This window comes from Paraburkholderia diazotrophica (assembly GCF_900108945.1).
Taxonomy (GTDB): domain Bacteria; phylum Pseudomonadota; class Gammaproteobacteria; order Burkholderiales; family Burkholderiaceae; genus Paraburkholderia; species Paraburkholderia diazotrophica.
Genome location: NZ_FNYE01000018.1, coordinates 113,402 through 138,707 on the forward strand (window position 1 = coordinate 113,402; position 25,306 = coordinate 138,707).

The 25,306-nt window shown below is 60.3% G+C and carries 20 protein-coding genes; 6 read left to right on the top strand and 14 right to left on the bottom strand.

Annotated features, from left to right (window positions below):
• Window positions 1-58 precede the first annotated feature (58 nt).
• Window positions 59-1,300, top strand: a complete 1,242-nt coding sequence (locus tag BMW76_RS22495; protein ID WP_090869087.1) for a metal-dependent hydrolase family protein — start codon at window positions 59-61, stop codon at window positions 1,298-1,300.
• A gap of 76 nt (window positions 1,301-1,376) precedes the next feature.
• On the opposite strand, the gene BMW76_RS22500 is transcribed toward BMW76_RS22495, so the two are convergent.
• The 13 genes from BMW76_RS22500 to BMW76_RS22560 all read right to left on the bottom strand — a co-directional run bounded on the left by BMW76_RS22500 (window position 1,377) and on the right by BMW76_RS22560 (window position 15,819).
• On the bottom strand, window positions 1,377-2,633 hold the full coding sequence (locus BMW76_RS22500; protein WP_090869089.1) for an aromatic ring-hydroxylating oxygenase subunit alpha: 1,257 nt from the start codon (window positions 2,631-2,633) through the stop codon (window positions 1,377-1,379).
• 172 nt (window positions 2,634-2,805) lie between these two features.
• Window positions 2,806-3,735, bottom strand: coding sequence for a LysR substrate-binding domain-containing protein (locus BMW76_RS22505; protein ID WP_090869091.1), 930 nt, complete (start codon window positions 3,733-3,735; stop codon window positions 2,806-2,808).
• A 5-nt stretch (window positions 3,736-3,740) separates the two neighbouring features.
• A complete protein-coding gene (locus BMW76_RS22510; RefSeq protein ID WP_245763321.1) occupies window positions 3,741-4,187 on the bottom strand; it encodes a cupin domain-containing protein in 447 nt (148 codons plus the stop codon).
• Window positions 4,188-4,268: 81 nt separating this feature from the next.
• On the bottom strand, window positions 4,269-5,303 hold the full coding sequence (locus BMW76_RS22515; RefSeq protein WP_090869093.1) for a GlxA family transcriptional regulator: 1,035 nt from the start codon (window positions 5,301-5,303) through the stop codon (window positions 4,269-4,271).
• A 97-nt stretch (window positions 5,304-5,400) separates the two neighbouring features.
• Complete coding sequence (locus BMW76_RS22520; RefSeq protein ID WP_090869095.1) at window positions 5,401-6,402, bottom strand: LysR substrate-binding domain-containing protein; 1,002 nt, start codon at window positions 6,400-6,402, stop codon at window positions 5,401-5,403.
• Window positions 6,403-6,601: 199 nt separating this feature from the next.
• The gene (locus tag BMW76_RS22525) at window positions 6,602-7,372 is read right to left on the bottom strand and encodes a pyrroline-5-carboxylate reductase (RefSeq protein ID WP_090869096.1); all 771 of its coding nucleotides are present in this window, start codon (window positions 7,370-7,372) and stop codon (window positions 6,602-6,604) included.
• 101 nt (window positions 7,373-7,473) lie between these two features.
• Window positions 7,474-8,967, bottom strand: a complete 1,494-nt coding sequence (locus tag BMW76_RS22530) for an aldehyde dehydrogenase (RefSeq protein ID WP_090869098.1) — start codon at window positions 8,965-8,967, stop codon at window positions 7,474-7,476.
• A 16-nt stretch (window positions 8,968-8,983) separates the two neighbouring features.
• On the bottom strand, window positions 8,984-10,315 hold the full coding sequence (locus tag BMW76_RS22535) for an NAD(P)/FAD-dependent oxidoreductase (protein ID WP_090869100.1): 1,332 nt from the start codon (window positions 10,313-10,315) through the stop codon (window positions 8,984-8,986).
• A gap of 5 nt (window positions 10,316-10,320) precedes the next feature.
• Window positions 10,321-11,208, bottom strand: coding sequence for a dihydrodipicolinate synthase family protein (locus BMW76_RS22540; RefSeq protein ID WP_090869102.1), 888 nt, complete (start codon window positions 11,206-11,208; stop codon window positions 10,321-10,323).
• A 43-nt stretch (window positions 11,209-11,251) separates the two neighbouring features.
• Window positions 11,252-12,547, bottom strand: coding sequence for a serine hydroxymethyltransferase (gene glyA / locus BMW76_RS22545; RefSeq protein ID WP_090869104.1), 1,296 nt, complete (start codon window positions 12,545-12,547; stop codon window positions 11,252-11,254).
• Window positions 12,548-12,698: 151 nt separating this feature from the next.
• Entirely contained in the window at window positions 12,699-13,580 is an 882-nt protein-coding gene (locus tag BMW76_RS22550) for a glycine betaine ABC transporter substrate-binding protein (RefSeq protein WP_090869106.1), read from the bottom strand.
• Between the two features lie 71 nt (window positions 13,581-13,651).
• Entirely contained in the window at window positions 13,652-14,533 is an 882-nt protein-coding gene (locus BMW76_RS22555; RefSeq protein WP_090869107.1) for an ABC transporter permease, read from the bottom strand.
• A complete protein-coding gene (locus tag BMW76_RS22560) occupies window positions 14,530-15,819 on the bottom strand; it encodes a quaternary amine ABC transporter ATP-binding protein (protein WP_090869109.1) in 1,290 nt (429 codons plus the stop codon). The genes BMW76_RS22555 and BMW76_RS22560 overlap by 4 nt, the downstream gene beginning before the upstream one ends.
• Before the next feature lie 1,506 nt (window positions 15,820-17,325).
• Between BMW76_RS22560 and BMW76_RS22570 the strand changes: the two genes are divergently transcribed.
• The 5 genes from BMW76_RS22570 to BMW76_RS42470 all read left to right on the top strand — a co-directional run bounded on the left by BMW76_RS22570 (window position 17,326) and on the right by BMW76_RS42470 (window position 24,429).
• Window positions 17,326-20,112, top strand: a complete 2,787-nt coding sequence (locus BMW76_RS22570; RefSeq protein WP_245763323.1) for a bifunctional YncE family protein/alkaline phosphatase family protein — start codon at window positions 17,326-17,328, stop codon at window positions 20,110-20,112.
• 271 nt (window positions 20,113-20,383) lie between these two features.
• Entirely contained in the window at window positions 20,384-22,492 is a 2,109-nt protein-coding gene (locus tag BMW76_RS22575) for a TonB-dependent receptor (RefSeq protein WP_245763324.1), read from the top strand.
• A 12-nt stretch (window positions 22,493-22,504) separates the two neighbouring features.
• The gene (locus tag BMW76_RS22580) at window positions 22,505-23,203 is read left to right on the top strand and encodes a MotA/TolQ/ExbB proton channel family protein (protein WP_090869114.1); all 699 of its coding nucleotides are present in this window, start codon (window positions 22,505-22,507) and stop codon (window positions 23,201-23,203) included.
• A gap of 1 nt (window position 23,204) precedes the next feature.
• A complete protein-coding gene (locus BMW76_RS22585) occupies window positions 23,205-23,606 on the top strand; it encodes an ExbD/TolR family protein (RefSeq protein WP_090869116.1) in 402 nt (133 codons plus the stop codon).
• A gap of 1 nt (window position 23,607) precedes the next feature.
• Window positions 23,608-24,429, top strand: a complete 822-nt coding sequence (locus BMW76_RS42470; RefSeq protein ID WP_143062297.1) for an energy transducer TonB — start codon at window positions 23,608-23,610, stop codon at window positions 24,427-24,429.
• Window positions 24,430-24,770: 341 nt separating this feature from the next.
• On the opposite strand, the gene BMW76_RS22605 is transcribed toward BMW76_RS42470, so the two are convergent.
• Entirely contained in the window at window positions 24,771-25,181 is a 411-nt protein-coding gene (locus BMW76_RS22605) for a type II secretion system protein N (protein WP_090869159.1), read from the bottom strand.
• Window positions 25,182-25,306: the final 125 nt, after the last annotated feature.

A 25,306-nucleotide genomic window follows, 5' to 3' on the forward strand; every position in this document is an offset into this window, starting at 1 on the left:
CGAATCCACTCACCGAACCCACTCACCGAACCCATTACGCAATCCGGAGGGGAATCGAATGGAAAGCATTCTGTTCGCGAACGCAAACGTGCTCGATGTCGAGCGCGGCGAACTGCGCGAAGGGCATCACGTCCTGGTCGAGAACGGCCTCATCAAGGAAGTGTCCGACAGACCTTTGAAGAGCGCGGCCGCGCGCGAGATCGACCTGCGAGGCAAGACGCTGATGCCGGGATTGATCGATCTGCATGTGCATGTGGTGGCAGTACAGCTGAATCTCGCGCAGCAGGTGCACATGCCGAACGTGCTCGTCACGCTGCGCTCGGTGCCCATCATGCGCTCGATGCTGCGGCGCGGATTCACGACCGTGCGCGACGCGGGCGGCGCAGGATATCCGCACAAGCAGGCCGTGGAAAGCGGGCTGGCTGTCGGTCCGCGTCTCTTCGTTGCAGGGCGAGCGCTCAGCCAGACGGGCGGCCACGGCGACATGCGCGCGCGTTCGGACTACCTGGGCGACAGCGCGCCATGTGGCTGCTGTGTGCGGGTGGGCGCGCTCGCTCGCGTCGCGGACGGCGTCGACGCCGTGCGCCGTGCCGCGCGCGAAGAATTGCAGATGGGCGCCGACCATCTGAAGATCATGGCCTCGGGCGGCGTCGCATCGCCGACAGACCCCGTCGGCGCATTCGGCTACGCGGAAGACGAAGTGCGCGCGATCGTCGGCGAAGCGCGCGCGCGTCATACCTACGTGATGGCGCACGCGTACACAGCCGAAGCGATTGCGCGCGTCGTGCGCTGGGGCGTGCGCACGATCGAGCACGGCAATCTGATCGACGCGCCCACGGCGAGACTGATGGCCGAGATGGGCGCCTATGTGGTACCGACGCTCGTCACATACGAAGCGCTGGCATCCGAGGGCGCGCAATACGGTCTCGAAGAAGAAAGCGTCGCGAAGATCGCCGACGTGCGCGAGGCGGGGTTGCGTTCGCTGGAGATCTATCGCGATGCGGGCGTGAAAATGGGCTTTGGCTCGGATCTGCTAGGGCCATCACAACGCCTGCAAAGCGACGAGTTCCGCATTCGCGCCGAAGTGCTTGGCAATGCCGCGACGCTCGCCTGCGCGACGACGACGGCCGCGGAAGTGCTCGGCTTGCCGGAGAAGCTCGGGCGCATTGCGCCTGACGCATGGGCGGACCTGATTGTCGTGGATGGCGATCCGCTGCGCGACATCTCGTGTCTGCTCGGGCAAGGCGAACGTATTCCGCTCGTGATGAAGGGTGGCAAGATCGAGTTCGGAGAGTTGTGAGCGCGGTTTGCACGCGGTTTGCACGCGACATTTCCGGCCGACATTCTTTCGACGCAATTCACGGCGATAACTCCGCTCAGATTCCGTGTGCATTCAATCGCGCGGCATACCAGCGCGAAAACTGGTCGACGTACGCTTCCGTGAACGGCGAGAACACGCCCGGCGCATAGGCGGGATCTTGCGTACCTTCGTGCGTGATTTCGACGAGATGCTTGTCCTGCGTATTGGTCGCAAGCCAGACTTCCGTCAGATCCTTGACGTTGTAATCGACGCCTTCGACCGCATCGGCATGAACGAGCCACTTCGATCGCACCAATGTCCTGTCGGGCGCGAGCGGAATGATGTAGCTGATGACCGCGTGGTCGCTCATGACGTGCGTCCACGAATTGTGCGTCCACAGGTGCTGGTCGCCGAGGTCACGTCGCGTGATATTGCCGAACAGCTTCGTGCTCGCGACCTTGGTGCTGATGGTCTGCGACTCGCCCTCGCCGGCAATGACCAGTTGCTGCGTGCGGAACTGGGTAACCGCATCTTCGTCGAGCCACTCGACGGTCTCCCCAATGAACCCATCGCGCTCCCAGCTTACCTGGCAAGTTGCGTTGCGCGCCTTGTAGTCTTCGAGCGCGCGAAGCGATTCTTCGCTGAGGTTCTCCGGACAGAAGCCGAAGTCTTCGGGCAGGAATGACGCCGTCAGTTCCGGGTGTGTGCCCTGGCAGTGATAGCACTCGCGGTTGTTCTCAATGACGAGCTTCCAGTTGCCGTTCTCGATGATTTCCTGCTCGAAGGCAATCTTGGTGTTTTGCAGATCGTACGGCGCGAAACGCGGCGTCATCGTCTCTTCCAGCTTCGAAATGTCCGCGGGCGCGTTCTCGTCGAGACACACGAAGATGTGCGTGCCGATGATCTTCGTGTGCACGGGAATCAGACTGCGGCACGTCGGGTCGAAATCCTTTCCCATGTGTGTCGTATGACGCAAGCTTCCGTCAAGGTCGTACGTCCATTGGTGGTAAGGGCAAACCAGCATTCCCACCGTCGACTTTCCGGCTTCCTTGAGCCGCGCACCGCGATGGCGACAGACGTTGCGATAGGTCCGGATGTTCTCGTCGTCATCGCGAACGATGATGATGGAAGCCTTGCCGATGTCGACAGTCGAAACATCACCCGGTTCTGGAACATCTGCCGTGACGCCGACCAGAATCCAGTGCTTGTGGAAGAACACATCGACGTCCGTTTCGAAAACGTCCTGGCGGCCAAACAGCTCGCCGGACATGCCGTGGCCAGGCTGACGGCTCCGAATCAGTTCGCCATGAGTTTTGAGTTGCACTTCAGACATCGTCGTTCTCCAATGTTCAGGGGTCTCGGGACTTCGATTGTTCCCGCTATGACTCGAGTATTGGATTGACGAAAAAGAGCGTCAATGTGCTTTATTTTCGGTCTGGCATTACTTCGGATTATGCGGAAGGCAGACCGTTTCCGCCCCCGCGCCGTCGGGCGTTGCAGGTGCTTCAACGCTCGCTGGAATCCTGCCGGAGCCAGTCGATGAGACCGTCAATTGCAGGGGTAATGGTGCGCCCGTGCGGCACGACGACGTAATATGAATCGCTCACCTTTAACGAGGCGACCGGCAGCCGGACGAGCTCGCCCGTTTCGATGAGACCGTGTACCAGTCTTCTCCACCCAAGGGCAATGCCCTGGCCGTAGCGTGCGGCCTCTATGGCGTCGGTATAAAGGCTGCAGCGCAGCGCAAAATTCAATCGCACCGGCCTGAAGCCCAAAGCCTGAAACCATTCTTCCCACCTCATCCAGCCTTCCGAAGTCGCATCGGACTCGATGAGAGCGGCATTTGCGACTTCCTGCAATGATACTGGCGTGCCTCGCGATTTCACCCACTCCGGCGAACAGACGGGGAAAACCTCCTCGTCGAAAAGAAGGGTTGCGGAACCATCGCCCCATTGCCCGCTTCCGAATCGAACGGCGACATCGATCTCCTTGGGCCTGAGGTCAGCCGTGAACATCTGCGTGGAGATGCGAAGCTGAAGATCCGGTTGAGCCTTCTTCAGCGATGCCAGTCGTGGCAAGAGGCGAAAATGCGTGAAGGCAGACGTTGCTGCAAGCACCAGTTCCTGCTGGACCGGCCCGCTTGATAACCGGTCGAATACGCCGGCAATCTTCTGCATCGACTCGGCGACCACGAGATACAGAGCCTCACCTTCATCAGTGAGTTCGATCGAACGATGAAGGCGATTGAAGAGCCGGGTCCCAAGCGTTTCCTCAAGAAACTTGATCTGTCGACTGACAGCCGCTTGAGTCACGCCCAGTTCATCGGCTGCCAGCGTGAAGCTGCTATGACGTGCGACCGCCTCGAATTCGACGAGGGCCGTCACGGAAGGAATGAGCCGCCGGTATCCCTTGGTCCGCGCAATTACCGGTTTCATCTGACTCAAGCACGCGTGGGCTGCGAATGGTCAACGAGTGTCGACCCGGTGTGAGCCACGACCAGCACGGTACAACCCTCTTTCGACGACGTACTGTGCCGCGAACCGGCTGGATACGATACTGTGTGCCCCGGCAGGAAATCCGCACCGTCGTCGTCAGTGAATACGCCATCGAGAACCAGGATCAACTCGGTCGAGTCGTGCTGATGCTCCAATGAACGCGCGCCGGGTTGCAAACGCATCCAGTAGCTACTCCACGCTCCGTTTTCGTCGTCGGCAACTGGAATCCAGAAAAATCCGGGAAGTACCGTTTCTCCGATTTTCATTGGCCGCCAGTCGCGTTCATCGATTGAATACCAACGGCGACCATCCTTGATTTGCAATCCAAAGAAAACCATTTCATCGCGCATAGGCTCGGTTGTCATTTTCTTCAACGTCCAATGTTTGAACAAAAGGGAAATCCTGCTTCTCGTGCTTTCGTGTCGTCATGCCAGCATCGCTCTCTGGCGTGCCGAAGCGAGAACCACATCACGCTACGCATCGGCCAGCACTTGCGATTGCCCCTGCGGTCGCGCGACGCGATAAGCGTTCGGTGATTCGCCGTATTCCTTTCTGAACTCGCGGCCGAGATGCGAAGCATCGGAGAAGCCGCATGAGGTGGCAATGTCAGCGACAGTGCGGTCCGAACTCGTGAGCAGCCACGACGCCATCCGTATCCGGATCTGGCGCGCGTAGGCCTGAGGTGATTTGCCCGTCTCTGAAGTAAAGAGACGCTCGAGTTGCCGGACCGACATCTCGAGACGTCGCGCCAACTCCGCGAGGCTCAATGGCTGCCCGATGTGCTGCTCCATCAACAGGATGGCTCGTCTTACCTTCGGATGTGTCGCGGGTTCGAGTCCGGGCGGGTGCGGCTGCGGCGCATTGCCTTTCTGTGCGTCATCGACGAGCATGATACGCAGCGCCTTTTGTACGACTGTCGCCTCGAAATGGCGCAACAGGATGGCCGCCGCAACATCGATCGAAGCTCGCCCACCTGAACACGTAATGCGCCGCCGGTCGATCACGAACAGCCGGTCCGCAACGAGATTGCGTTCATCGACGCCCGGAAAGCGTTCGACGAAGTCCCAGTAATGGAACCAGCTCACGCACATGCGATACCCGTCCATCACTTCGGCTCGCATCAACGCAAACACGCCGGTGCAAATTCCGACCAACGTGGCAGGCGTTGCCGCTGCGTCATGAATGAACTGAAGCGTGGCTTTGCTTGCGGACGGTCCCGAGTGCAGCAATCCGCCGACGACCACGACGTAGTCGAAGGCCCCGGCTTCTTCGAAAGTTGTCCACGGCGCGACCTGAATTCCGCAGCTTGCCCGTACAGGAACAAGCGATTCGCCGACGATAGTCCACGAGCAGCGAACCGGTCTGCTCATGTCACCTTCATCGCTCGCGAGCCTCAGTACATCCACGAAACCGGAAAATGCAGTCAGCGTGAAATTGGGCAACAGGACGATTCCAAAGCGGAGTGGCCGCGTAGTACCGGCTTTGGGGCTGATGAGGTCGCTAAACATGGACTGCCTGCAGTAACGCTTGAAAAGTCACACCTGAAAAGTCGACCAGGATTCCGACGACGAAGCTGCTCGCGCTTCTCACTGACGTCTGCAACGTTTATTTGGTGGTTTCAGTTTCGGCGCTCTGCCATTCGCGCATCATCGCGCCCACTTCCTCTCCGAGCCATTCGCGGAACTGAAGATATTCCGGGCGAAGCTTTGCGTTCTTATTCGTTATCAGATAGTGATGACGGTCGTGAAATTCGAGCACATCTTGCACGGGTCGGATCAGCAGCCCTTGTTCGACCTGGCGATGGACAAGATGGTGCCAGCCAAGCAAGGTGCCCTCTCCCGCTTCGGCTTGCGATACGAGGAGTCGGTAGTCGTTGCTCTCCAGATGCTCGTTTTCGACCATCCTTTCAGTGCCATCGCCCTGCTGAAACCAGTTTCGCCACACGGACCAGTCGACATGCTCGCAAATCTGCGCGCGCCCCAACAAGGAGAGATTCAACGTTGCGTGCGATAGAAGATCCAGCGGCTTCACTGACCTGCCGTGAAAGTGGCGCTCGTAAAAGGACCGGCTGCACACGGGATAGACGACATCGTGAAAGAGCGGCTCGACTTCGTACTCGGCCTCGCGCGGCGGATTCTTCGTGATGATGATGTCGGGTTCCATGAGCTCGTCGAGCTCCATGAAATGCTCCGTCACCATCACGTGCAATCGGATATCGGGGAAACGCTTACGAAACGAGGGTAGCCTGAACGACAGCCATAGCGCCGAGAAAGTATGCGAGACACAAATTGTCAGCGCATGCCTGTCGGTGCGACGCACTGCCTGGGCCGCCTCGGCGATGTTCATGATCGACAGATAGGACGCGTTGTACAGAATGCGCCCCGCGTCGGTGAGCGCAATGTGCCGCCCTGTCCGCTCGAACAGCGCGACTTCCAGCGAGTCTTCAAGCTCCTTGATTTGTCGGCTGATTGCCGCCTGCGTGACGCACAGCACTTCTGCGGCCTGCGTAAAACTTTCGTACCGGGCAGCCGTGACGAAGCATTTCAGCGCCCGTAACGACGGCATCTGAGCGAGTAATCGGTCGGCAAACACCTGTTTCTTTTGCATGGCTTTCACCTGTGAAGCGGAAGCGCCCGGGTGGCCCGAAGACAACCCGGTCAACGCTGCGCACTGCCCCGTGACAATGCGTAGACTGTGCGCCCGAGCCGAATAGCTCGCGCGCAAAAATAGTGTGCGAGTCTTCGAATGAGCTGACAAGGGCAGATCCCATCCCGCATCCTTTCATATTACTCTTCGTGGTCGCCTGTCATGCGGCCCCTCGAACTCGCTTGAGCACGCCATCGAGTGCGTCTTTATACAGTCCGTATGCACCTCGACGGGAGAGTTCGGTGTGCATCTGCTCGTTGATGCCGCCCGGTGTCATGCATTGCGTAACCATGACTGAAAACGGTTGTCCTGTGCGGGCCGCGTCGTTCGCAAGCCCCACACAGTAGCCAGACAAAAAAGCTCGCGCCGCGGAGTAGTCGAGACCTTGCTCCAAGAGCCACGCCGCCTGGGTTTCGAGAACCGCATAGAAGCTCGCCATCGTCGCCGTCACGGCAGACAGCGCGTCAAACTTGCATTCGTCGTCCACTTCCACGGCTTCACCCAACGTCGAAAAGATGGCTTTCGCTACCTCATCGGCGGGGCAGATCGCAGTACTTCCCTTGCCTTCAGCGACCGCTGGCAGCGGGACTGCGCGCGCGACCCTGTTCACCTGTGGGACGAGGCGACGAAGCTCGGCGAGAGAAATGCCTGCAATGAAACTGACAACGTGATGACGCGAGTCGAATTCGAGTTCGCCCAGAACTTCTGCGGCAATTTGTGGAACAACCGCAAGGCAAACGACGTCCGAAGTCTCCAGTACTTCCTGGTTACTTGCGCAGACGCGAATCCGTTCGTCCAGTGTCGCCAGTTCCGCGGCGGTATTCGCGTTACGGGGCGATAGCGAAATCCTGTCGAATGGAACGCCGAATCTGCAGATGCCCGTCACGACTGCTTTCGTGATCGTCCCCGTTCCGATGAATCCGAGTCGCATGAAACCTCACTTGAGATTGGAGTGCAGCAGTTTCGTACAAGACCACGACAGCCCGGCCTGGCAGCACGGGCTGTCAATTGCTTTCAATAGTCGGAGAGAACCTAGTCGAGTTTCAGCCAGGTCGTCTTCAATTCGCAATACTGGTCGTGCGCATAGACGGACTTGTCACGGCCACCAAAGCCCGATTGCTTGAAGCCGCCGAACGGCGTCGACAGATCGCCTTCGCCGAAGCAGTTCACCGTCACAGTACCCGCGCGGATACGGGCAGCGACCTTGTGCGCGTTGTTGATGTTATCGGTCCACAGCGATGCAGCCAGTCCATAGCACGTATCGTTGGCAATGCGGACCGCTTCGTCGACGTCAGCGTATTCGATAAAGCAGACGACCGGGCCAAAGACTTCTTCGCTGGCGATGCTCATCTCCGGCGTCACGTTGTCGAAGATGGTCGGCTCGACAAACCAGCCGCCCGTTTCGGTGCGCGTCGCGTTGCCGCCGCACACGAGGCGTGCCCCTTCCGACTTCGCTTTCTCGATGTGAGCGAGCACCTTTTCATAGTGCTTTTCTTCGATCAGAGAGCCGAGCTTGACGTCGGGGTCGAGCGGGTCGCCCGTCTTCCATCCTTCGAGAACTGCCAGCACCTTTTCGAGCAGCTGTGCCTTCGAGGTCGAGGGAACCAGGATGCGGGAGCCCGCGCTGCAGTTCTCGCCCATATTCCAGAATGCCGCGGCAACCGCCTGCTCTGCGACAGCGTCGAGATTCGCGACGTCGGGCAATACGACTTGCGGGTTCTTGCCGCCGCATTCCAGCACGACCCGCTTCAGGTTCGTGTCCGCGGAATAGCGAAGGAATCGCTTTCCCGTTTCCGTGGAGCCAGTAAACGCAACCAGGTCGACGTCGGCATGGCGGCCCAATGCCTGGCCCGCGCTTTCGCCAAAGCCCGTCACAACGCTTAAGACGCCTGCGGGCACGCCGGCTTCCGCTGCCAGGTCGGCGATACGCAGTGTGGAAAGCGACGTCTGCTCGGCGGGCTTCACGATGACGCTATTGCCCACCGAAAGCGCCGGGCCGATTTTCCACGCAAGCATGAGCGCCGGAAAGTTCCAGGGAAGCACTGCGCCCACGACGCCAATCGGTTCGCGGGTAATCATGCTCACGACGCTCGCGCCCGATGGCGATAGCGCGTCGTAACGCTTGTCGGTGACTTCCGCGTGCCAGCGAATACATGCCGCCGATTCGGGAATGTCCAGTCCCATGCACTCGCTGATGGGCTTGCCCGCCTCGAGTGCTTCGAGAAGCGCCAGTTCTTCGGCGTTTTCGTCGATCAGTTGTGCAAGTCGCAATAGCACTGCTTTGCGCTGAGCGGGCGCCGCCTTAGACCATACACCGGATTCGAATGCATCTCTCGCTGCCACGACTGCGCGATCGACATCTTTCGTATCGCACTTTGCGATATCGGCCAGTACCTTTGCCGTCGACGGATTCAGGGTCTGGAACGTCTCATTCGACGCGGCTGAACATCGCTGCCCGGCAATAAACGCTCTTCCGTCGAGCGACAAGGCTTCTGCTTTCTGCTTCCATTCCTGATAGGTCGTCATGTCCTGTCCTCACAGATTAAAGCTCGGCTCCCGCCGAAAATTCCTTCATCCAGATCGCCGCAGTGACAGCGACGTCGGCAATGGGACGAACCGGCAGCGAGCGCGGATGCGGCTGATTCAATAGCTGACGAACGAGGTCACTGTCATGACCGAGCGCGTACTCGGCAATGAGTTTCCCCGACGCGGACCCTCTGCTCAGACCCAGACCATTGCATCCGACGGATTCGAAAACACCATCGCTGCGGCGCCCGAAAAGCACCCCGTTGTTCACCGACAGACACAGAGGGCCGCCCCAGGTGTACTCGAGCTCGACGTCTTTCAGCATCGGGAAGCGCCGGTCGAACGATCGTTGATGCAGGCTCTTCGCCTTCGCCAAATCGGCTTGCGACACTTCGAGACCAGGGCGAAACGCGAAGTGATTGCGAACGCAGATGCGGTCAGTACTCAGACGCCGAATCGTCGAACCCATCGGGTCGGCGGGAATCAATGCCCACGACCGCGTGCCGCCCAGCCTGCGCGCTTCGTCCGGCGTCATCACACGGGTCATCGATGCAAACGTGTACACGGGCAACAAGCCGTTCGGATGTCCGCCGAACGTCGCCGCATAGGCATTCGTGCAGCGAATCACGCGCTTCGCGACGATCTTTCCGGCGGCAAAGGTCAAAACCTTGTTTTCCCCTTGGTCTTCTATTGCCTTCACCGCGCTCATCTCGAAGATCTTCACGTTTTCCGGCAGCGTCGCCGCAAGACCACGCATGAGGGCTGCCGGCTGGACCGTGCTGCATCCTGGCGTGAAGAGCGCGCCCTCATAGAACTTCGTCCCCGTGACTTTCGCGATCGCGGCTTCGTCGAGCCATTCAAAATCTTCGTCGATACGAGCGAGTCCTTCGGCGAAATGGGTCAGTGCCGCGTGGCCTTTCTTGTTCACCGAAGCATGAAACTTGCCGTCATCCCGCCAGTCGCAGTCGATGCCGTATTGCTTCACCACTGAACGCACATAGTCGATACCGTGACGTTGCAGCCGGATATCGGCCTTGTCCGCTTCCACACTTCGCGAGTAGCTTTCACTGCTGATGTCGTGTGGCAAGTCGATAAAGAATCCGGAATTCCGCCCGGCTGTCGTGCGCCCTATACGGTCCGCCTCGACCAGTGCAATCGAGGCGTCAGGTGCAAGTTCAGCCAGGCGTCGGGCAGCGCATAGCCCCGTAATGCCACCGCCGACGACGACCCAGTCGAATCGTCGTTCAGACGACACAGTATCGGCGGGGCGGGGCGGAGGCAGACTTTCCCACCACCCGTTCACGCCATCCGGCGCGGGAAAGCGCACGAATTCCAGATGCGAGGTCATGAAAGTTACTGCGCGTTGCGCAACATAGGTTGAACCAGCTTCGCAAACACACTGCGCTCTTCTTCAGTGAGCGTGCCGAGCGGCGCCCGTGCGACGCCGACGGGTGTGCCCGCCAACTCACATCCGTATCGAACATATTGAATGAATTTGCCACTGCGCTCCAGCAGTTCGAGTACAGGCAGCAGTTGCGCCATCAGCTTGCGGCCGGTTTCGAAGTCGTTGCGCTTCACGCATGCATCGAAGAGCGCGGTGTGCGCTTCCGGCAAGAAGTTGGAAGCACCGCCGACCCAGCTCTTCGCGCCCCACACGAAGAACTCGAGCGCCTGGTCGTCCATTCCGCAGCTCAGCACCAGCTTGTCGCGGAAGTGCGTCGCAAGATGATGCAGATGCGAGATGTCGCCGGTACTCTCTTTCATTGCGACGAAATTCGGCCGCTCGAGCAGTTTTTCCAGCACCGTATCGCTGATTTCCGTGCCCGTGCGGGCCGGGAAGTTGTACAGCATGATCGGCATGTCGAGACTGTCGTCCACTTTCAGCATGTGGCTCAGCAATTCTTCCTGCGTCGGCTGCGCGTAGTACGGAGCGGCAAGCAGCAATGCAGGCAGCCCCGCACGCTTCGCTTCTTGCCCAAGGCGAATGACTTCGCCCGTCGTGGTCGCATTGATGCCCGCAGTGAGATACGTCTTGCCGCCTGCCGCTTGCGCAACGGTGTTGAACGTGCGGACACGTTCGTCGAAACTCAACGCATAGTATTCGCCCGTGGTGCCGCCGACGCCAAGGCCCGCGACTCGAGTCGCGAGATTGGCTGCGTGCTTGCCGAGCAGATCATGGTCGATCTCGCCATCTGCGTTGAATGGCGTAACCAGAGGCGTATGTACTCCCTCGAAGCTCATCGTCGTTCTCTCTTCAGTAAAGGTGGCTACACGCCCTCATCAATCAGACAAGGGCATCCGCATGTGAATAAATCGGGAACTGGTTGCAGAGGTCACGCACACGGCTACGCACCGCGCGCTCGACCCGTTCGTCGCCGCCGGGCTCTCGTTCGAGTGCCGACAGCACTTCGAGAATCATGTGTCCAACCTGCTCGAACTGCTCGGTTCCGAAGCCGCGCGTAGTGCCCGCAGGTGTGCCGAGACGAATTCCCGAAGTAACGGTCGGGTTTTCCGTATCGAATGGAATACCGTTTTTATTGCAGGTAATACCCGCACGCTCCAGTGCCTTTTCGGCCTGCGTACCCGTTAGCCGCTTCGAACGCAAATCGACCAGCAGCAAGTGGTTATCCGTCCCGCCCGTCACCAGACTAAGGCCGCCCGATTTCAGAACGTTGCCGAGCGCCTGCGCGTTACGCAGCACGCGATCGATATACGCGGTGAACTCCGGACGAAGCGCTTCACCAAATGCGACCGCTTTGCCCGCGATGACGTGCATCAGCGGACCGCCCTGCAACCCAGGGAACACAGCCGAGTTGATCTTCTTCGCGATGTCGCCGTTATTGGTGAGGATGAATCCGCCTCGCGGTCCACGAAGCGTCTTATGAGTGGTGGACGTCACCACGTCGGCGAACGGGACAGGGTTCTCGTGTCTGCCCGCCGCGACAATGCCCGCGATGTGCGCCATGTCCACCATCAACATCGCACCTACGCTATCCGCAATCTCGCGGAAAGCCGCAAAATCCAGGGCACGCGGATAGGCTGAGTAACCCGCGATGATGAGCTTCGGACGATGCTCCTCCGCAAGCCGACGTACCTGCTCATAGTCGATGCGGTAAGTGTCGGGACTCACACCGTATTGAACAGCATTGAACCACTTGCCGGAAAGCGCGGGACGGGCGCCATGCGTCAGGTGGCCGCCCGCATCGAGGGACATGCCCATCACCGTCTCGCCGGGCTTCACGAGCGCGAGCATCACAGCACCGTTCGCCTGCGCGCCCGAATGAGGCTGTACGTTGGCGTATTCCGCTTCGAACAGGGCTTTGACGCGGTCAATGGCGAGCGCTTCGACTCTGTCCACGTGTTCACATCCGCCGTAGTAGCGCTTCGACGGGTATCCCTCGGCGTACTTGTTGGTCAGCACAGTACCCTGCGCTTCCATCACTGCCGCCGAGACGATGTTTTCGGACGCAATCAATTCGATTTGCGTTTGCTGGCGGCGCAACTCCAATGCAATCTCTGATGCGATAACGGGGTCACGGCTCTGGAGGGTTTCGGCAAAAAAGCGTGAGTTCTCGTTCACGTGGTCACTCCGGATGAAATCGTTTGAAGCATGTCTTGCAAGACCATCTGTTGACGCGATGCAGCGTTCCCGATTACCCGTCGGATAACGGAAACTCGACTCTCCGTGAACGAGATCCGCTGCATCCCTTCACAGAGAGTCGATCTTCGACTTACTGCTGCAACCAGGCTTTCACCTTGTCCGGGTGCGCTTCGACGAATTTCTTCGCTGCTGTCGCGTAGTCGTTCGTGGAATTGCCCTCGTACTCGATCGATTCGACGTCGGCGAGCGTCAGCTTGAAATGCTTGAAGAAGACGTCTGCACGGGGAAACTTCGTCGCGAACTGTTTCGATGCGAAGGCGTGAACCTGCTCCTCACCACCCAGCGTGCCCTTGGGGTCCTTGAGGTAGCGCATCTGCCACTTCTGGAAGAGCCAGTGAGGGCTCCAGACCGTGGCGACGATCCATTGCTTCGACTGATAGGCGCGCGAAACGCCTGCGAGCATGCCGGCTTCGCTCGACGACTGCAGGTTGTAGCCGTTCAGGTCGTAGGCCTTGATTGTCTTTTCGGACGCCTGCATCAGACCGCCGCCGGGCTCGATACCCTGGATGGTGCCGTTCAGCTTGCTCTTGACGTCCGGCTTTTCCAGGTCGGAAATCGTCGCAACCTGCGACTCGGGTATATACGCCGGCACGGCCCAACCGTTCTTGCCGCCCGTATAGATAACGCTGACGTCATCCATATCGTTCTTGTATCGCGTGTAATACGTCGCGTGAGTCACAGGCAGCCATCCGCCAACCATGATGTCCAGATCACCGCGTGCGACGCCCTGGTACTGGATGCCGATATCGGCCTGCACGAACTGCACCGGCTGCTTGAGATTGTTCTCGAGAACGTACTTCGCGACATTGGCTACGGCCAGCACGTCCGCCCAGTTTGTGACTGCCATCTTGATCGGTTCGGCAGCGACTGCGGAGCCACCGCCGACACCCATGGCAACGACCGTCGACACCGCCAGGTTCGCAACCAGCGATTTGAAGAGATTGCGCTTCATATAGCACTCCTACTTGATTATCGGATTAGTTAAAAATTAACGGCCGTTGTGATGTTCTACAAATTCGTCATTCAGGTTCGTGCTGCGGCACGTGCACCCGTCTTTGCCGTGCGTGCGCCGGGTTTGGCTTTCTTTGCCTTTACACCGAAACTCTCCGTCAGCCGGTCAAGCACGATGGCGAGCAACACAACACCGAGGCCGCCCTCGAAACCAATCCCGATATCGAGGCGCTGAATGCCGCTCAACACATATTCGCCGAGACCACCGGCACCAATCATCGATGCGACCACGACCATCGAAAGCGCCATCATGATGGTCTGATTCACGCCTGCCATGATCGACGGCAGTGCATTCGGCAGCTGGATTTTCCAGAGAAGCTGCGAATCGGTGCTGCCAAACGAGCGGCCTGCTTCCAGCAGCTCCTCACGCACTTGCTTGATGCCCAGCGTCGTGAGGCGCACGACGGGCGGCATCGCGAACACGATGGTCGCAATCACTGCGGGAACACGGCCCAGCCCGAACAGAATGACGGCCGGAATCAGATAGACGAATGCGGGCATCGTCTGCATGAAATCGAGCAGCGAGCGCAGCACCACCTCCACCCGTTTGTTTCGCGCGCCCCAGATCCCAAGCGGCACGCCGATCACAAGGCTGAAGAAAGTCGCCGCGATCACGAGCGCCAGTGTAGAGACCGTTTGAGCCCACAGGCCCATGTAATGAATGGCCAGAAGAGCAACGCCGACGAAGGCCGAGAACACGACACCGCGTCGCCACAACGCAAACGCCATGAGGATGATGAGCATGGCAATGAATGGAATGGAAGCCAGCCCATCTTCGAGCAGCTTGACGACCGCACCTAATGCGGCCGAGAAAGCGTCGAAACCGCCGCGAAAATGCTGAAAGAGAAAGTTGACCGCATTTTCTGCAAACTTTCCGATGACTGACGAATTCATGCTGCTCTCCGTTCCATAACCTGCTTGAGTATCGTCCGGCAGGACACTACGCCGGCGAGTTGCCCCGCCGTATCGGTGACGGGGACATCGTGTTCCTGGCTCAACGCGATGGCAGCCAGCTCGTGCAAATCCGCATCCAGCGAAACAGCATTCACGTCATGGAGCAGCGCATCCCGGACAGGGTGCGTGCCCGCCTTATGCAGCGATGCGGGCGTGACACAGCCTTGATACCGACCTGCGTCGTCGCACACATAGCCGCACTCGACGCCGCTATCGATAAGCTGATTGAGGTAGCGTTCGGCAGACGTGCCGATATCACAGGAAATCAGCCCACGGTCGACCTGGGTCATGAGACTCGAAGCCTTGAGAAACCGCGAAACGTCGACATTGCGGAAAAAGTCCCGCACGTATGAATCGGCAGGCGACTGGATAAGCTCGGCAGGCGTGCCGACCTGAATCAGGCAGCCATCTTTCATGATGCCGATCCGGCCACCAATCTTGATGGCTTCTTCGATATCGTGCGAAATGAAGACGATGGTCCGCTGTTCTTCCTTCTGGAGCCGCAAAAGCTCGTTCTGCATTTCGAACCGGATCAGCGGGTCCAGCGCGGAGAACGCCTCGTCCATCAGAAGCACCGAAGGGTTCACTGCAAGTGCGCGTGCAAGGCCGACACGCTGTTGCATGCCGCCAGACAATTCGCTGGGGAGCAGCTTTTCGTACGAGCCCAGACCGACTCGCGTGAGTGCAGAGCGTGCGATGTCGTATCGCTCTGCCTTCTTCAGGCCGGCGACTTCCAGTCCATACGCGATGTTGTCGAGGACCGTCCGGTTAGGCAGAAGCGCAAACGACTGGAACACCATCGCCATCTTCTTGCGGCGGACTTCGCGCAGTTCCGTCGTCGACATCGGGGCGATGTCGCGGCCTTCGAGAACGACCTGGCCGGACGTGGGTTCGATCAGGCGATTGAGCAGTCGAACCAGCGTCGACTTGCCTGAACCCGAGAGGCCCATGACGACAAAGATCTCACCCGCCTTGACGCTGAGACTGACGTCATTGACGGCCACCATGTTGCCCGTCTGATCGAAGATTTCATTCCGTCCGAGACCTTGCTTCACGAGCTCAGCGGCGCGCTCGGGCTTTGGTCCGAAGATCTTCGACAGGTTCCGGACCGTGAGGATATCGGTCCCGGAGACCGCGATGGATGTCGCTGCCGGGGAAACATCTTCCGCTTGGATTGCGCCCGGATGGAGCACGCCTTCCGGCGCGAATGTCAGGTTTGGGGCCATTCTGTCATCCCAACTGGCAAGTTCAAGAAATCGAAGCGCGCGACCTGTAGCCTTCACAAACCCTGCACCTAAAGGCATCGCTTGCTCTCGCCGGATGCTCGTGACCAGGTTCATCTCGAAGCTGTGGGCGGATCGGCGGGAGGCAAACGTCGCGAGGCACTTAAGTCAAACAAGTCACTATTCCGCGCACAAAATGAAGAACATTCGTGCGTCAGACGTCGCGCTAGTCGGTGGTTAATGCATGGATTGCAGCGTACCAAGCCAAATTGACTCATCCAGCTACATTTTCTGGGCACTTTTCCATACCTTTGGTAATGCAAAGCGCTTCTGTAGTGCTTGTAGAAAAGAGAGGCTGAAAATGAAATTGACGCACAGCCCGGCTGGCTGGGGGTTTGCGGGCGACAGCACGCGTCGGTGGCGATCTTTCGGCCCCTCAGCTCTCGTGCAATCGAAGCCCAGCATAGGGAATGTCCTAGGTAGGGTCTACGAGAGCACTTCTCGCGGCCCGCGTGCGATGCGTCTCTACATGGCCGAGACCATGCAGACAGCCTTCGCGTGTGAAATCACAACTCGATGGCGGGCATGTCTCGCATCTGGCCCCAGCAGCTTATACGCCGGCCTAAGTGGAAATGCCAGCACCCGCGAACGATGCAACCGATGTCTACGGGACGGAAAACAACGACCGTAATAAAGATAAAGCCATCTCGGTTTCTTTATCCCGCGACCTTGTCCAACATCTAATCAATTTGAAGATGCTTCGCATTGACATTGAATGCCGCGGCTAATTAATGTGTAAAGCCCGCGTCATCGAAGGCCATAGAAAGAGTCTGCGCTTTTACGACAGCGTCACATTTCGGGTCAACTGCTGTCGCCCGCAGTGCACCCGGTTCAGAACGAAGGCGCCGCACGCAGTGCTCGTTCTTGCCCTCACGCGGCTATCGACGAGCGCGTGCTTCTCGCGCGTGACGCAGTTGCCGCCAACGATGCCGCGCATCGCCGCATAGTTTGCGGCGCAACGCGATCGGCAAAAATCGCCGTACGACATCACGCTGAATCGCACGGCGAGAAAAAAGTACGCTACGTCACCCAGGCGTGACATACATTGTTCTCGTGAAGCACACGTGCTTAGTGGCCATCTTTCGATTGGGCACTGCTCCTTTACCCATCGACTTTTCGAAATAGCGAATAACAAATTGCTTACACAACGAGTTATTCCGCATTCTTTATCGCAACGCGTTCTGATTCATGTCTCTGACACGCGCAAACGATAAATTCTGCTGGCTGAGGGAAAAAAACACTTCAGCACGAACAGCTCCAATTTCAGATCAGGGGTAACAGAACAGATCTCGCAGGTCCGGTTCAGGAGCAAATATTTCAATTCTGATTGTCTTCTGGAGATAGGAAATGATAAAACGAAGCCTGATTCAGTCTGGCATTACATTAGGATTACTGACTGGCTCAATACTCGTCCCCACCCTTCATGCAGTAGCTGCACCTCAAAGCAACATGGAACTGCTGCCGACCGGGCAGTTCATCTCCCCGAGAGCAATTCCGGGCGCAGTGCAGCAGTTGCTAAACCCGCAACTTTCGGCCAAGCCTGGCCAGGTGGTCAGCGGCGCCATCAAGTCGCAGCTCAGCCCGGACGGCAACACGCTGGCAGTGATCACCGCTGGCTACAACACGGTCTACACGGGCGCTAACAACAGCACGCTGCACAGGGCCGATTCGACGCAGTACATCTTCATCTACGACGTGTCGGGCGTGAACAAGGCGAACCCGAAGCTGGTGCAAGCCATTCACCAGACCAACGCGTTCGATGGTCTCGCGTGGAACGGCAACCAGACCCTGTACGGCACGGGCGGCGCTGACGACAAGGTCTACGTGTACAACCGCGCTTCGGCTGCGCCTTCGGCCCAATGGGCCCAGTCCGCAGCCATCGCGCTGAACCACGCGAAGGGTATCGGTTCGGGCGTGAAGCCGAACGCCGGCGGCCTCGCAGTCTCCGCTGACGGCCGGACGCTCGTCGTAGCCAACAACTACAACGATTCGATCTCCATCATCGACACGGCCTCGAATACGCTCACGTCGGAATACGACCTGCGTCCGTTCAACACATCGGGCCAGCAAGGCGCCGCCGGTGGCGAATATCCGTGGGCGGTTTCGCTGAAAGCCGACGGCACCGCGTTCATCTCGTCGGTGCGCGACCGTGAAGTCGTGGTGCTGAACCTGTCGAACCCGGCCGCGCCGCAATTCGTCACGCGCATCCCCGTCAAGGGCAACGCCTATGGCATGGCCCTCTCGCCTGATCAATCGAAGCTCTACGTCGCTGTGTCGAACGCCGACCAGATCGCCGTCATCGATACGGCCAGCCACAGGGTCGAGAAAACGATCGACATCGCCAGCCAGAACGGCGACGGCAACGATCAGGGCAGCGGCAACAACAAGAAGTACAGCGGCCGCGATACCGTCAACGTGACCGTTTCGAAGGACGGCAAGACGCTGTATGCCGTCAACAACGGCGACAACTCGATCGCCGTGATCTCGCTCGACGGCAATAACGGCTATCACGTCAACGGCCTGATCCCGACCGCCTATGCGCCGAAGGACATCACGCTGAGCGCCGATGGCTCGCAGATGTACATCATCAACGGCAAGTCGAACACCGGCCCGAACCCGCTCTATACGTCCGGTACGACGGCCCAGTACCAGTTCGGCCTCGAGCAGAGCAGCCTCGTCAGCGCGCCTGTTCCGTCGGGCGATACGCTCGACCGTCTGACCAGCCAGGTGAACGAGAACAATCACTATTCGGTGAAGGTGTCGGATAGCGATCGCGAGACGATGAACTTTCTGCGCGCTCACATCCGGCACGTGATCTACGTCGTGAAGGAGAACCGCACGTTCGACCAGATCCTCGGCGATCTCGGCAACGGCTCAAACGGCGATCCGTCGCTGACGATGTACGGCAAGGCCACCACGCCGAACTTCCACAACCTCTCGAACAACTTCGTCACGGTCGACAACTTCACCGACCCGGGCGACGGTTCGATGGACGGCTGGTCGTGGGTGCAGCACGCGCACGTTACGCCGACCGAGGAAGTTTCGCAGCAGGAGAACTACGCTGGCGTCAGCCGCGGCATGGCGTATGAATCCGAAGGCAGCAACCGCGGCCTGCCCGTCGGCCTCGCGACGACCGCGATGCGCGATGCGGCCGTGAACGGCGGATTCACCAGCGCGACGTCGTCGCTGCCGGGCGGCACGGCGAACGCGCTGCCGGGCATCGCCGATGTGACCGTGCCGGATGCGCCATTCGGCTATCAGAAGGCGAGCATCTACGACGCGGTTCTGCAGGCAGGCGGCTCGGTCCGCAACTACGGCGGCATGGTCAACAACGTCGGCACGATCGGCACGATCGCCAACCCGCTGCTTAATCCGGCCGGTGCCAACAACGTCCAGGCTCACCCGCTCAAGCCGTCGCTCGTGAACCTGACGGACCCGTACTACCGCGGCTTCGATCAGGCCTATCCGGACACGTTCCGCGAACTCGAATGGAACCGCGAGTTCCAGCAGTACGTCGCGAATGGCCAGCTCCCGTCGTTCGAGTTCGTACGCATGGGCTCCGATCACACGGGCAGCTTTGCGCAGAACGTCGGCCAGATGGGTTCGGCCGAGCAGCAGGAAGCGGATAACGACTTCGCAGTCGGCAAGCTGGTCGAGACGGTCGCGCACAGTCCGTACGCGAAAGACACGGTGATCGTGGTGGTCGAGGATGACTCGCAAGCCGGTTCCGATCACGTCGACTCGCATCGCTCGACGGCTTACGTCGTCGGCGCATACGTGAAGAAGCACGCCATCGTCAACACCGCCTACAGCCAGGTCAACGCGCTGCGTACCATGGAAGATCTGCTCGGTACCCAGCACATGGACCTGAACACGGCGTACGCCAAGCCGATGGCCGACGTGTTCGACACGAAGTCGGACGGTTCGTGGACCTACACGGCCGTTGCTTCGACGATCCTGAAGGGCACGAACGTGGGCAACGTGGCCAGCAGCAACGGCAGCCAGTTTGCCCAGGGCGAGGACATTCATCCGCTGCATGACGCGACGTACTGGGCGAACGCGACGAAGGACTTCGACTTCTCCAAGGAAGATCGTATTGATCCGATGCTGTTCAACCACGTGCAGTGGAAGGGTGTGATGGGTGACAAGCCGTATCCCGTGCCGCACTCGATCTACTCAAAGGTCGCGGCCGACGGCACGAAGACGGTCGCCGCTGCCGACGACGACGACGATTGAGCAAGTAGTCGCGTCACTCTGTTCGAGCGCATCGGGCAGGCTCGTATGGCCTGATGCGCGCGATCCGCAGTAGCCGGCAACAGCGGGTGGCTGTCCCTCAAAGGACGGCTGCCCGCCGGCGTTCCCCCGATCCGCACACGACAATAACCAGCACAGCGTGATGCCAGCAAACGTCCCCCGATCCAGAACCGCAATTGCCGTATCGGCGCTATTTGCCGCCTTGTCGTTCGCCCATCTGGCGAAGGCTCAACAAGCTCAAGAGACACAACCCGTGCAGAGGCAACCCGTGGGCTCGCTCGGCGAGGTTTCCGTCAACGCTGCGACGACCGCGAGCGCGCCCGACCACAACATCGACGATCCGTACCAGGTGCCGGGCATCAGCAAGACGGGCACCGCGCTCGGCGACCTGCCGATGAGCGTGGAAATCGTTCCGCGCGGCATTCTCGACGAGCAGGGCGTCACGTCGCTGCAGGAAGCGATCCGCAAAGGCAACGTGTCCGGCGTGAACTATGGCGGCACCGATTCGAAAGGCTTCACCGATCACTTCATGATCCGCGGCTTGCAGGCGCAGACCTATGACGACGGCTTCCCGGACGGCGACCAGGTCAACGGCCCGATGCATTCGCTGCTGGGCGTCGAGCGCGTCGAGGTGCTCAAGGGACCGGGGTCGGCGCTGCTCGGCAGCGGCCCTCCTGGCGGCTCGATCAACCTGATCCACTACACGCCGTCGGCGCAGTTCCACTGGGGCGGCGATATCCAGGCCGGCTCGTTCGGCACCGTCAACGCCAGTGGCTACGTCACCGGCCCGACGGGCATCGACGGACTGAACTATCGCGTGGACGCCGCCGCCGGCCGCTCCGATGGCTACCGCGACCTGGCATCGTGGAACAAGGAAATCCGTCCCGATCTGCAATGGAAGATCGGCGACCATAAGATCGAATTCTCGATCGACGCACAAGACTACATGGCAACGCCCGACTCATACGGGATCATCTATCACAATGGCGCGCCCATCCGCAATGTTCCGTTCGACGCCAAATATTCGACGCCCTTCGCGAACGCGCACGGCAACTACGTACGCGCCACGCTCACGGATGAATGGCGCATCAGCGACTATCTGACGATCAACAATCGTCTTTCGTACCTGCATCACACGCTGGACTTCTACAGCAACGGCGACAGCACGCACGCGAAGATCAAGGGCAACACATTTACCGGCCGCCAGCTGCGCAATCAGAACGATTCGCTCAACACGCTCGACTATCAGCTGGAGCCGGTGTGGAAATTCTCGACGGGCAGCGTGCGCCACACGCTGCTGACGGGCTTCGAATACCTGCACCAGGATCTCAACACCGACAAGACGACGGCAGACCTTCCGGACATCAACAACATTTTCGCGCCCGTGCCGCTGGAAACCTCCATCGCGAGCCTGCGCTTCCAGTGCGCGCCGTCTCACTCGTGCCAGAACGATCATCTGACCGCGAACTTCTATAGCCTTTACGCAACCGATCAGGTGGACGTGACGGACAAGTTCAAGTTTCGCGCGGGCGTGCGCAAGGACTGGTTCGGTACGTCGCTGACGTTGAACCCGCGCCCCGGCGAGCCGAACCGTACCGCCAATGACGGCATCACGCTGGTTCAGGGCAATACGTATACGCGCAACGATGCGCCGACCAGCTGGAACGCCGGTGTGCTGTACAAGCTCACGCCCTGGATGACGCCTTATTTCGGCGTATCGCGCAGCTACCTCGCGAATTTCAACTCCGAGAACGATGCCTTCTCCATCGGCCCGCCGGAATCGGCGCTGCAATACGAGCTAGGCGTCAAGTGGTCGCTCGGCGACGGGCGCTACGTCCTCAACACCGCGCTGTTCGACGTGAAGCGGGAACACGTGGCGACCCCGTTCGGCGACGACCAGATCGCGTTCGATTCGCAGCGCACGCGCGGCGCCGAGGCTTCGCTCGACGCGGATCTCACACCGAACTGGCACGTGTACGCGAATTTCACCGCGCAGCACGCGCGTGTCATCTATAGCCCGGACACGCCCGGCGCAGTCGGTACCGTCCCGCAGGGCGTGCCCGCCTATATGGCGAACCTGTGGACGACGTACCGCTTCAGCCTCTTTGGCAAGGCGGGCTTTCATGCGGGTGCCGGCATCAATTACATGAGCCGGATGTCGAACGGTTTCGCCAACGGCTACGACTGGGCGCCTGCCTCACTGATCGAGAACGTGCAGTTCGGTTACGCGGAGCGTCACTGGGGCGTCGATCTGAACATCGACAACATCACCAACCAGCGCTACTACATCGCCAGCAACGTGGTCGGCGCCTATCTCGGCGCGCCCGTGGCCGCGTACGTTACGCTGCGTGCGGATTTTTGAGGAGGATCGATCATGTCGACGGATATCCTGTTACGCGTGGCCCATCATTCCGGCGGCGTGCTGTACGTGATCGCCGTGCTGCTGTTCGTCTCGCTGACGGTCGTCATCGAGCGGCTGTGGTTTCTGCATCGGGCCGCGCGCGATGCGCACGCGGCGCTTGCCGAACTGGACCATCACAAGGCGTTGAACGCGAGCACGCTTACGGCATGGGCCCAACGTCACGACGGCCTGCCGACAGGCAGTGTGATCGTAACGGCAAGCCGGCTCGCAGGACGCGCCGATCGCGACACGCTCGCCGCGAGCCTCGAAGAAGCCGTGATGCGCGAAGCCCCGCGTATCGACCGCTTTCTGTGGGTGCTCGATACCGCTGTCACGCTCGCGCCGCTGCTCGGCCTGTTTGGCACGATCGTCGGCATGTTCGACGCGTTTCAGGTGCTGTCGAATCCAGGCAACGCGCCGACTCAAGTGACGGGCGGCGTCGCCGAAGCGCTGATCGCGACCGCGTCGGGCCTCTTCGTCGCGATGATCGGACTCGTGTTCTTCAACGGCCTGCACAACCGCGTGCGAGTCGTCGTTCATCAACTCGACACGCTGAAGACGGCACTCGTCAATCGACTGACGAGCGACATCGCCGATACCCAGGTCGCGCGGGAAACAGAATCCGGACTCCGGCGGGGGGTGGTCAGCGCGCTCGCGCAGCAGGGAGCGTGAAGTGAAGTACTTTGAGGCGCGCAAGGCGCGCATCGAGATCATTCCGATGATCGACATCATGTTCTTCATGCTGGTGTTTTTCATCATGATCACACTTCACATGATCCCGAACGCGGGCCTGCGCACGCAACTGCCGTCGAGCGCGAGCGCGCAGAGCCTGCCGCCGCCGAAAGTGACGGTGACGCTCACAACTGATGGCAGCCTATCGGTCGACGGCCACACGCTCAGCGCGGCGGAGTTGACCGCGTTGCTCGCGAAGCGCCCCGATCCGGCGCATACGGTCGTGACCATTGCCGGCGCGAAGGACGTGCAGTTGCAGAAGCTCATGAGCGTGATGGACGCGTGCCGCGCGGCCGGCGTTACGCAAGTGTCGCTCGCCGCGCAACCGGACAGGGCCGACTGACATGTCGTCGATGCCGGCTGTCGCGCAGCGTGCCTCGCATTCCGGCATGCGCAAGCCGCTCTATCTGTCGGCTGCGCTCGCTCTGGCCGTGGAGGCGCTGCTGCTCGCGGGCGTCGGCGTGTGGCTGATTCGTCCGCACGTCGCTGAGCTGAAACGGCCCGAGCCGATGATGATCATGTTGGCGCTTCCTCCGATCAAGGCGCCGAAGCCAGCGCCTATTCCGTCGCCCGTTTCAGCGGCCGTTTCAGCGCCCATCACCGCGCCCGAAGTTTCGAAGCCAGTGCCGAAACCGGCCGTGCCGCTGCCTCACACACCAGCGGTGCATCAAGCGCTCGCCGCACACGCGACGACGACGCCGCAACTGCAACCGAAGCCGCAGCCGGTTGTGCCACCGGCCACGCTCGCGCCCGCCCCTGCTCCCGCTCCCGCTCCTGCGCCGAACACCGAGCCCGCACAAAGCGCCTCGCCGAACGAACCCACCCCGGCACCGCGTCCTGCGCCGGCGCCGGCGCCTGCCCCCGCTCCCGCCCGCCCCGACGCAAGTTTCGAGGCCGCGCTGCGCGCCGCGATCCAGGCGGCGCTGCGCTATCCGGAATCGGCTCGCATGGAAGGGGCAACGGGGCGCACGCTCGTCGCGTTCGTCTATCGCGACGGCGCGGTGTCCGATATACACGTCGTCACATCCAGCGGCATGGGCCTGCTCGACCATGCCGCGCTCGCGGCCGTGCGCGACGCCGCGTGCCCGCCTCCGCCACATGGGCTCGAAGGCAAGAGCCTGCCCGAACAGCTATGGGTCGACTTCACGCTCGACGGCAACGGATAGCGCGTTTCCAGTCCATTGATCGATAGCACTACAGGGGTTGCCCGCTGTGCATGATCGTCATGCTGATCACACTATCCATGAGATGAACTCGTATGGCGGTGCGTCGCGTGGCGACAGCGCTGGCGATGCAGCCTCGTAGAACCATTGCCGGTTCTGACTGGCGATAAGCGGCGTGGTGCGGGTGATCGTGCTTGCCGTGATGCTGCCGATCATCGAGCTGAACAACGCGGCGCAGTGACGGCGGGTGTCACGCGGCCAAAGCACCGCAAGCCGCGCCGGTTCGTTGACGACCGCACGGCGCGCTGTATCGGAGCGTCGCGCCGCCACGGCAGCGGAAAAAATCAGCGCACGTAAATGGTCGGACCGGGCGCGTTCGCGGGCAGGAACACTTCGGAGCGCGCGCCGTTGCGATCGACGATGATCGAGCGGGCGCGCACTTCGGCGAGCTTCGCGCCCTGCATGATCGTGCTGCCGAGCGACACCGCATGCGGCGGCTCGCCGCCCGTGCTGATGATCGCTGCGGCGCCCTCGCCCAGCGCGAGAATGCCGGACAGGTGAATGTCCTGATTCGCGGTGCGCGTGAGCTGGCCGCCGAACAGCGTCGCCGCCTGCTCCGTCGAAACGGGCGCGCGCACGGCGGCTGCGGGCACGGGCGGCGCATGCGACGTGAGCGTGACGATCCAGTAGGTGAGCGTCGCGCAGAACACTGCGAACAGTGCGAGCGAAATGAGGCGGATCTGGAGTGCGTTCATGCGTGTCATTGTACGGACTCTCGCGAATTTTGCGGCGTGTCGAAAGCGTTCAGCAGCGTGACATTAAAATGGCCGGCCGGACGGTGCAAGGTACTGCATTTCCGATGTATCGCATGACATGCATG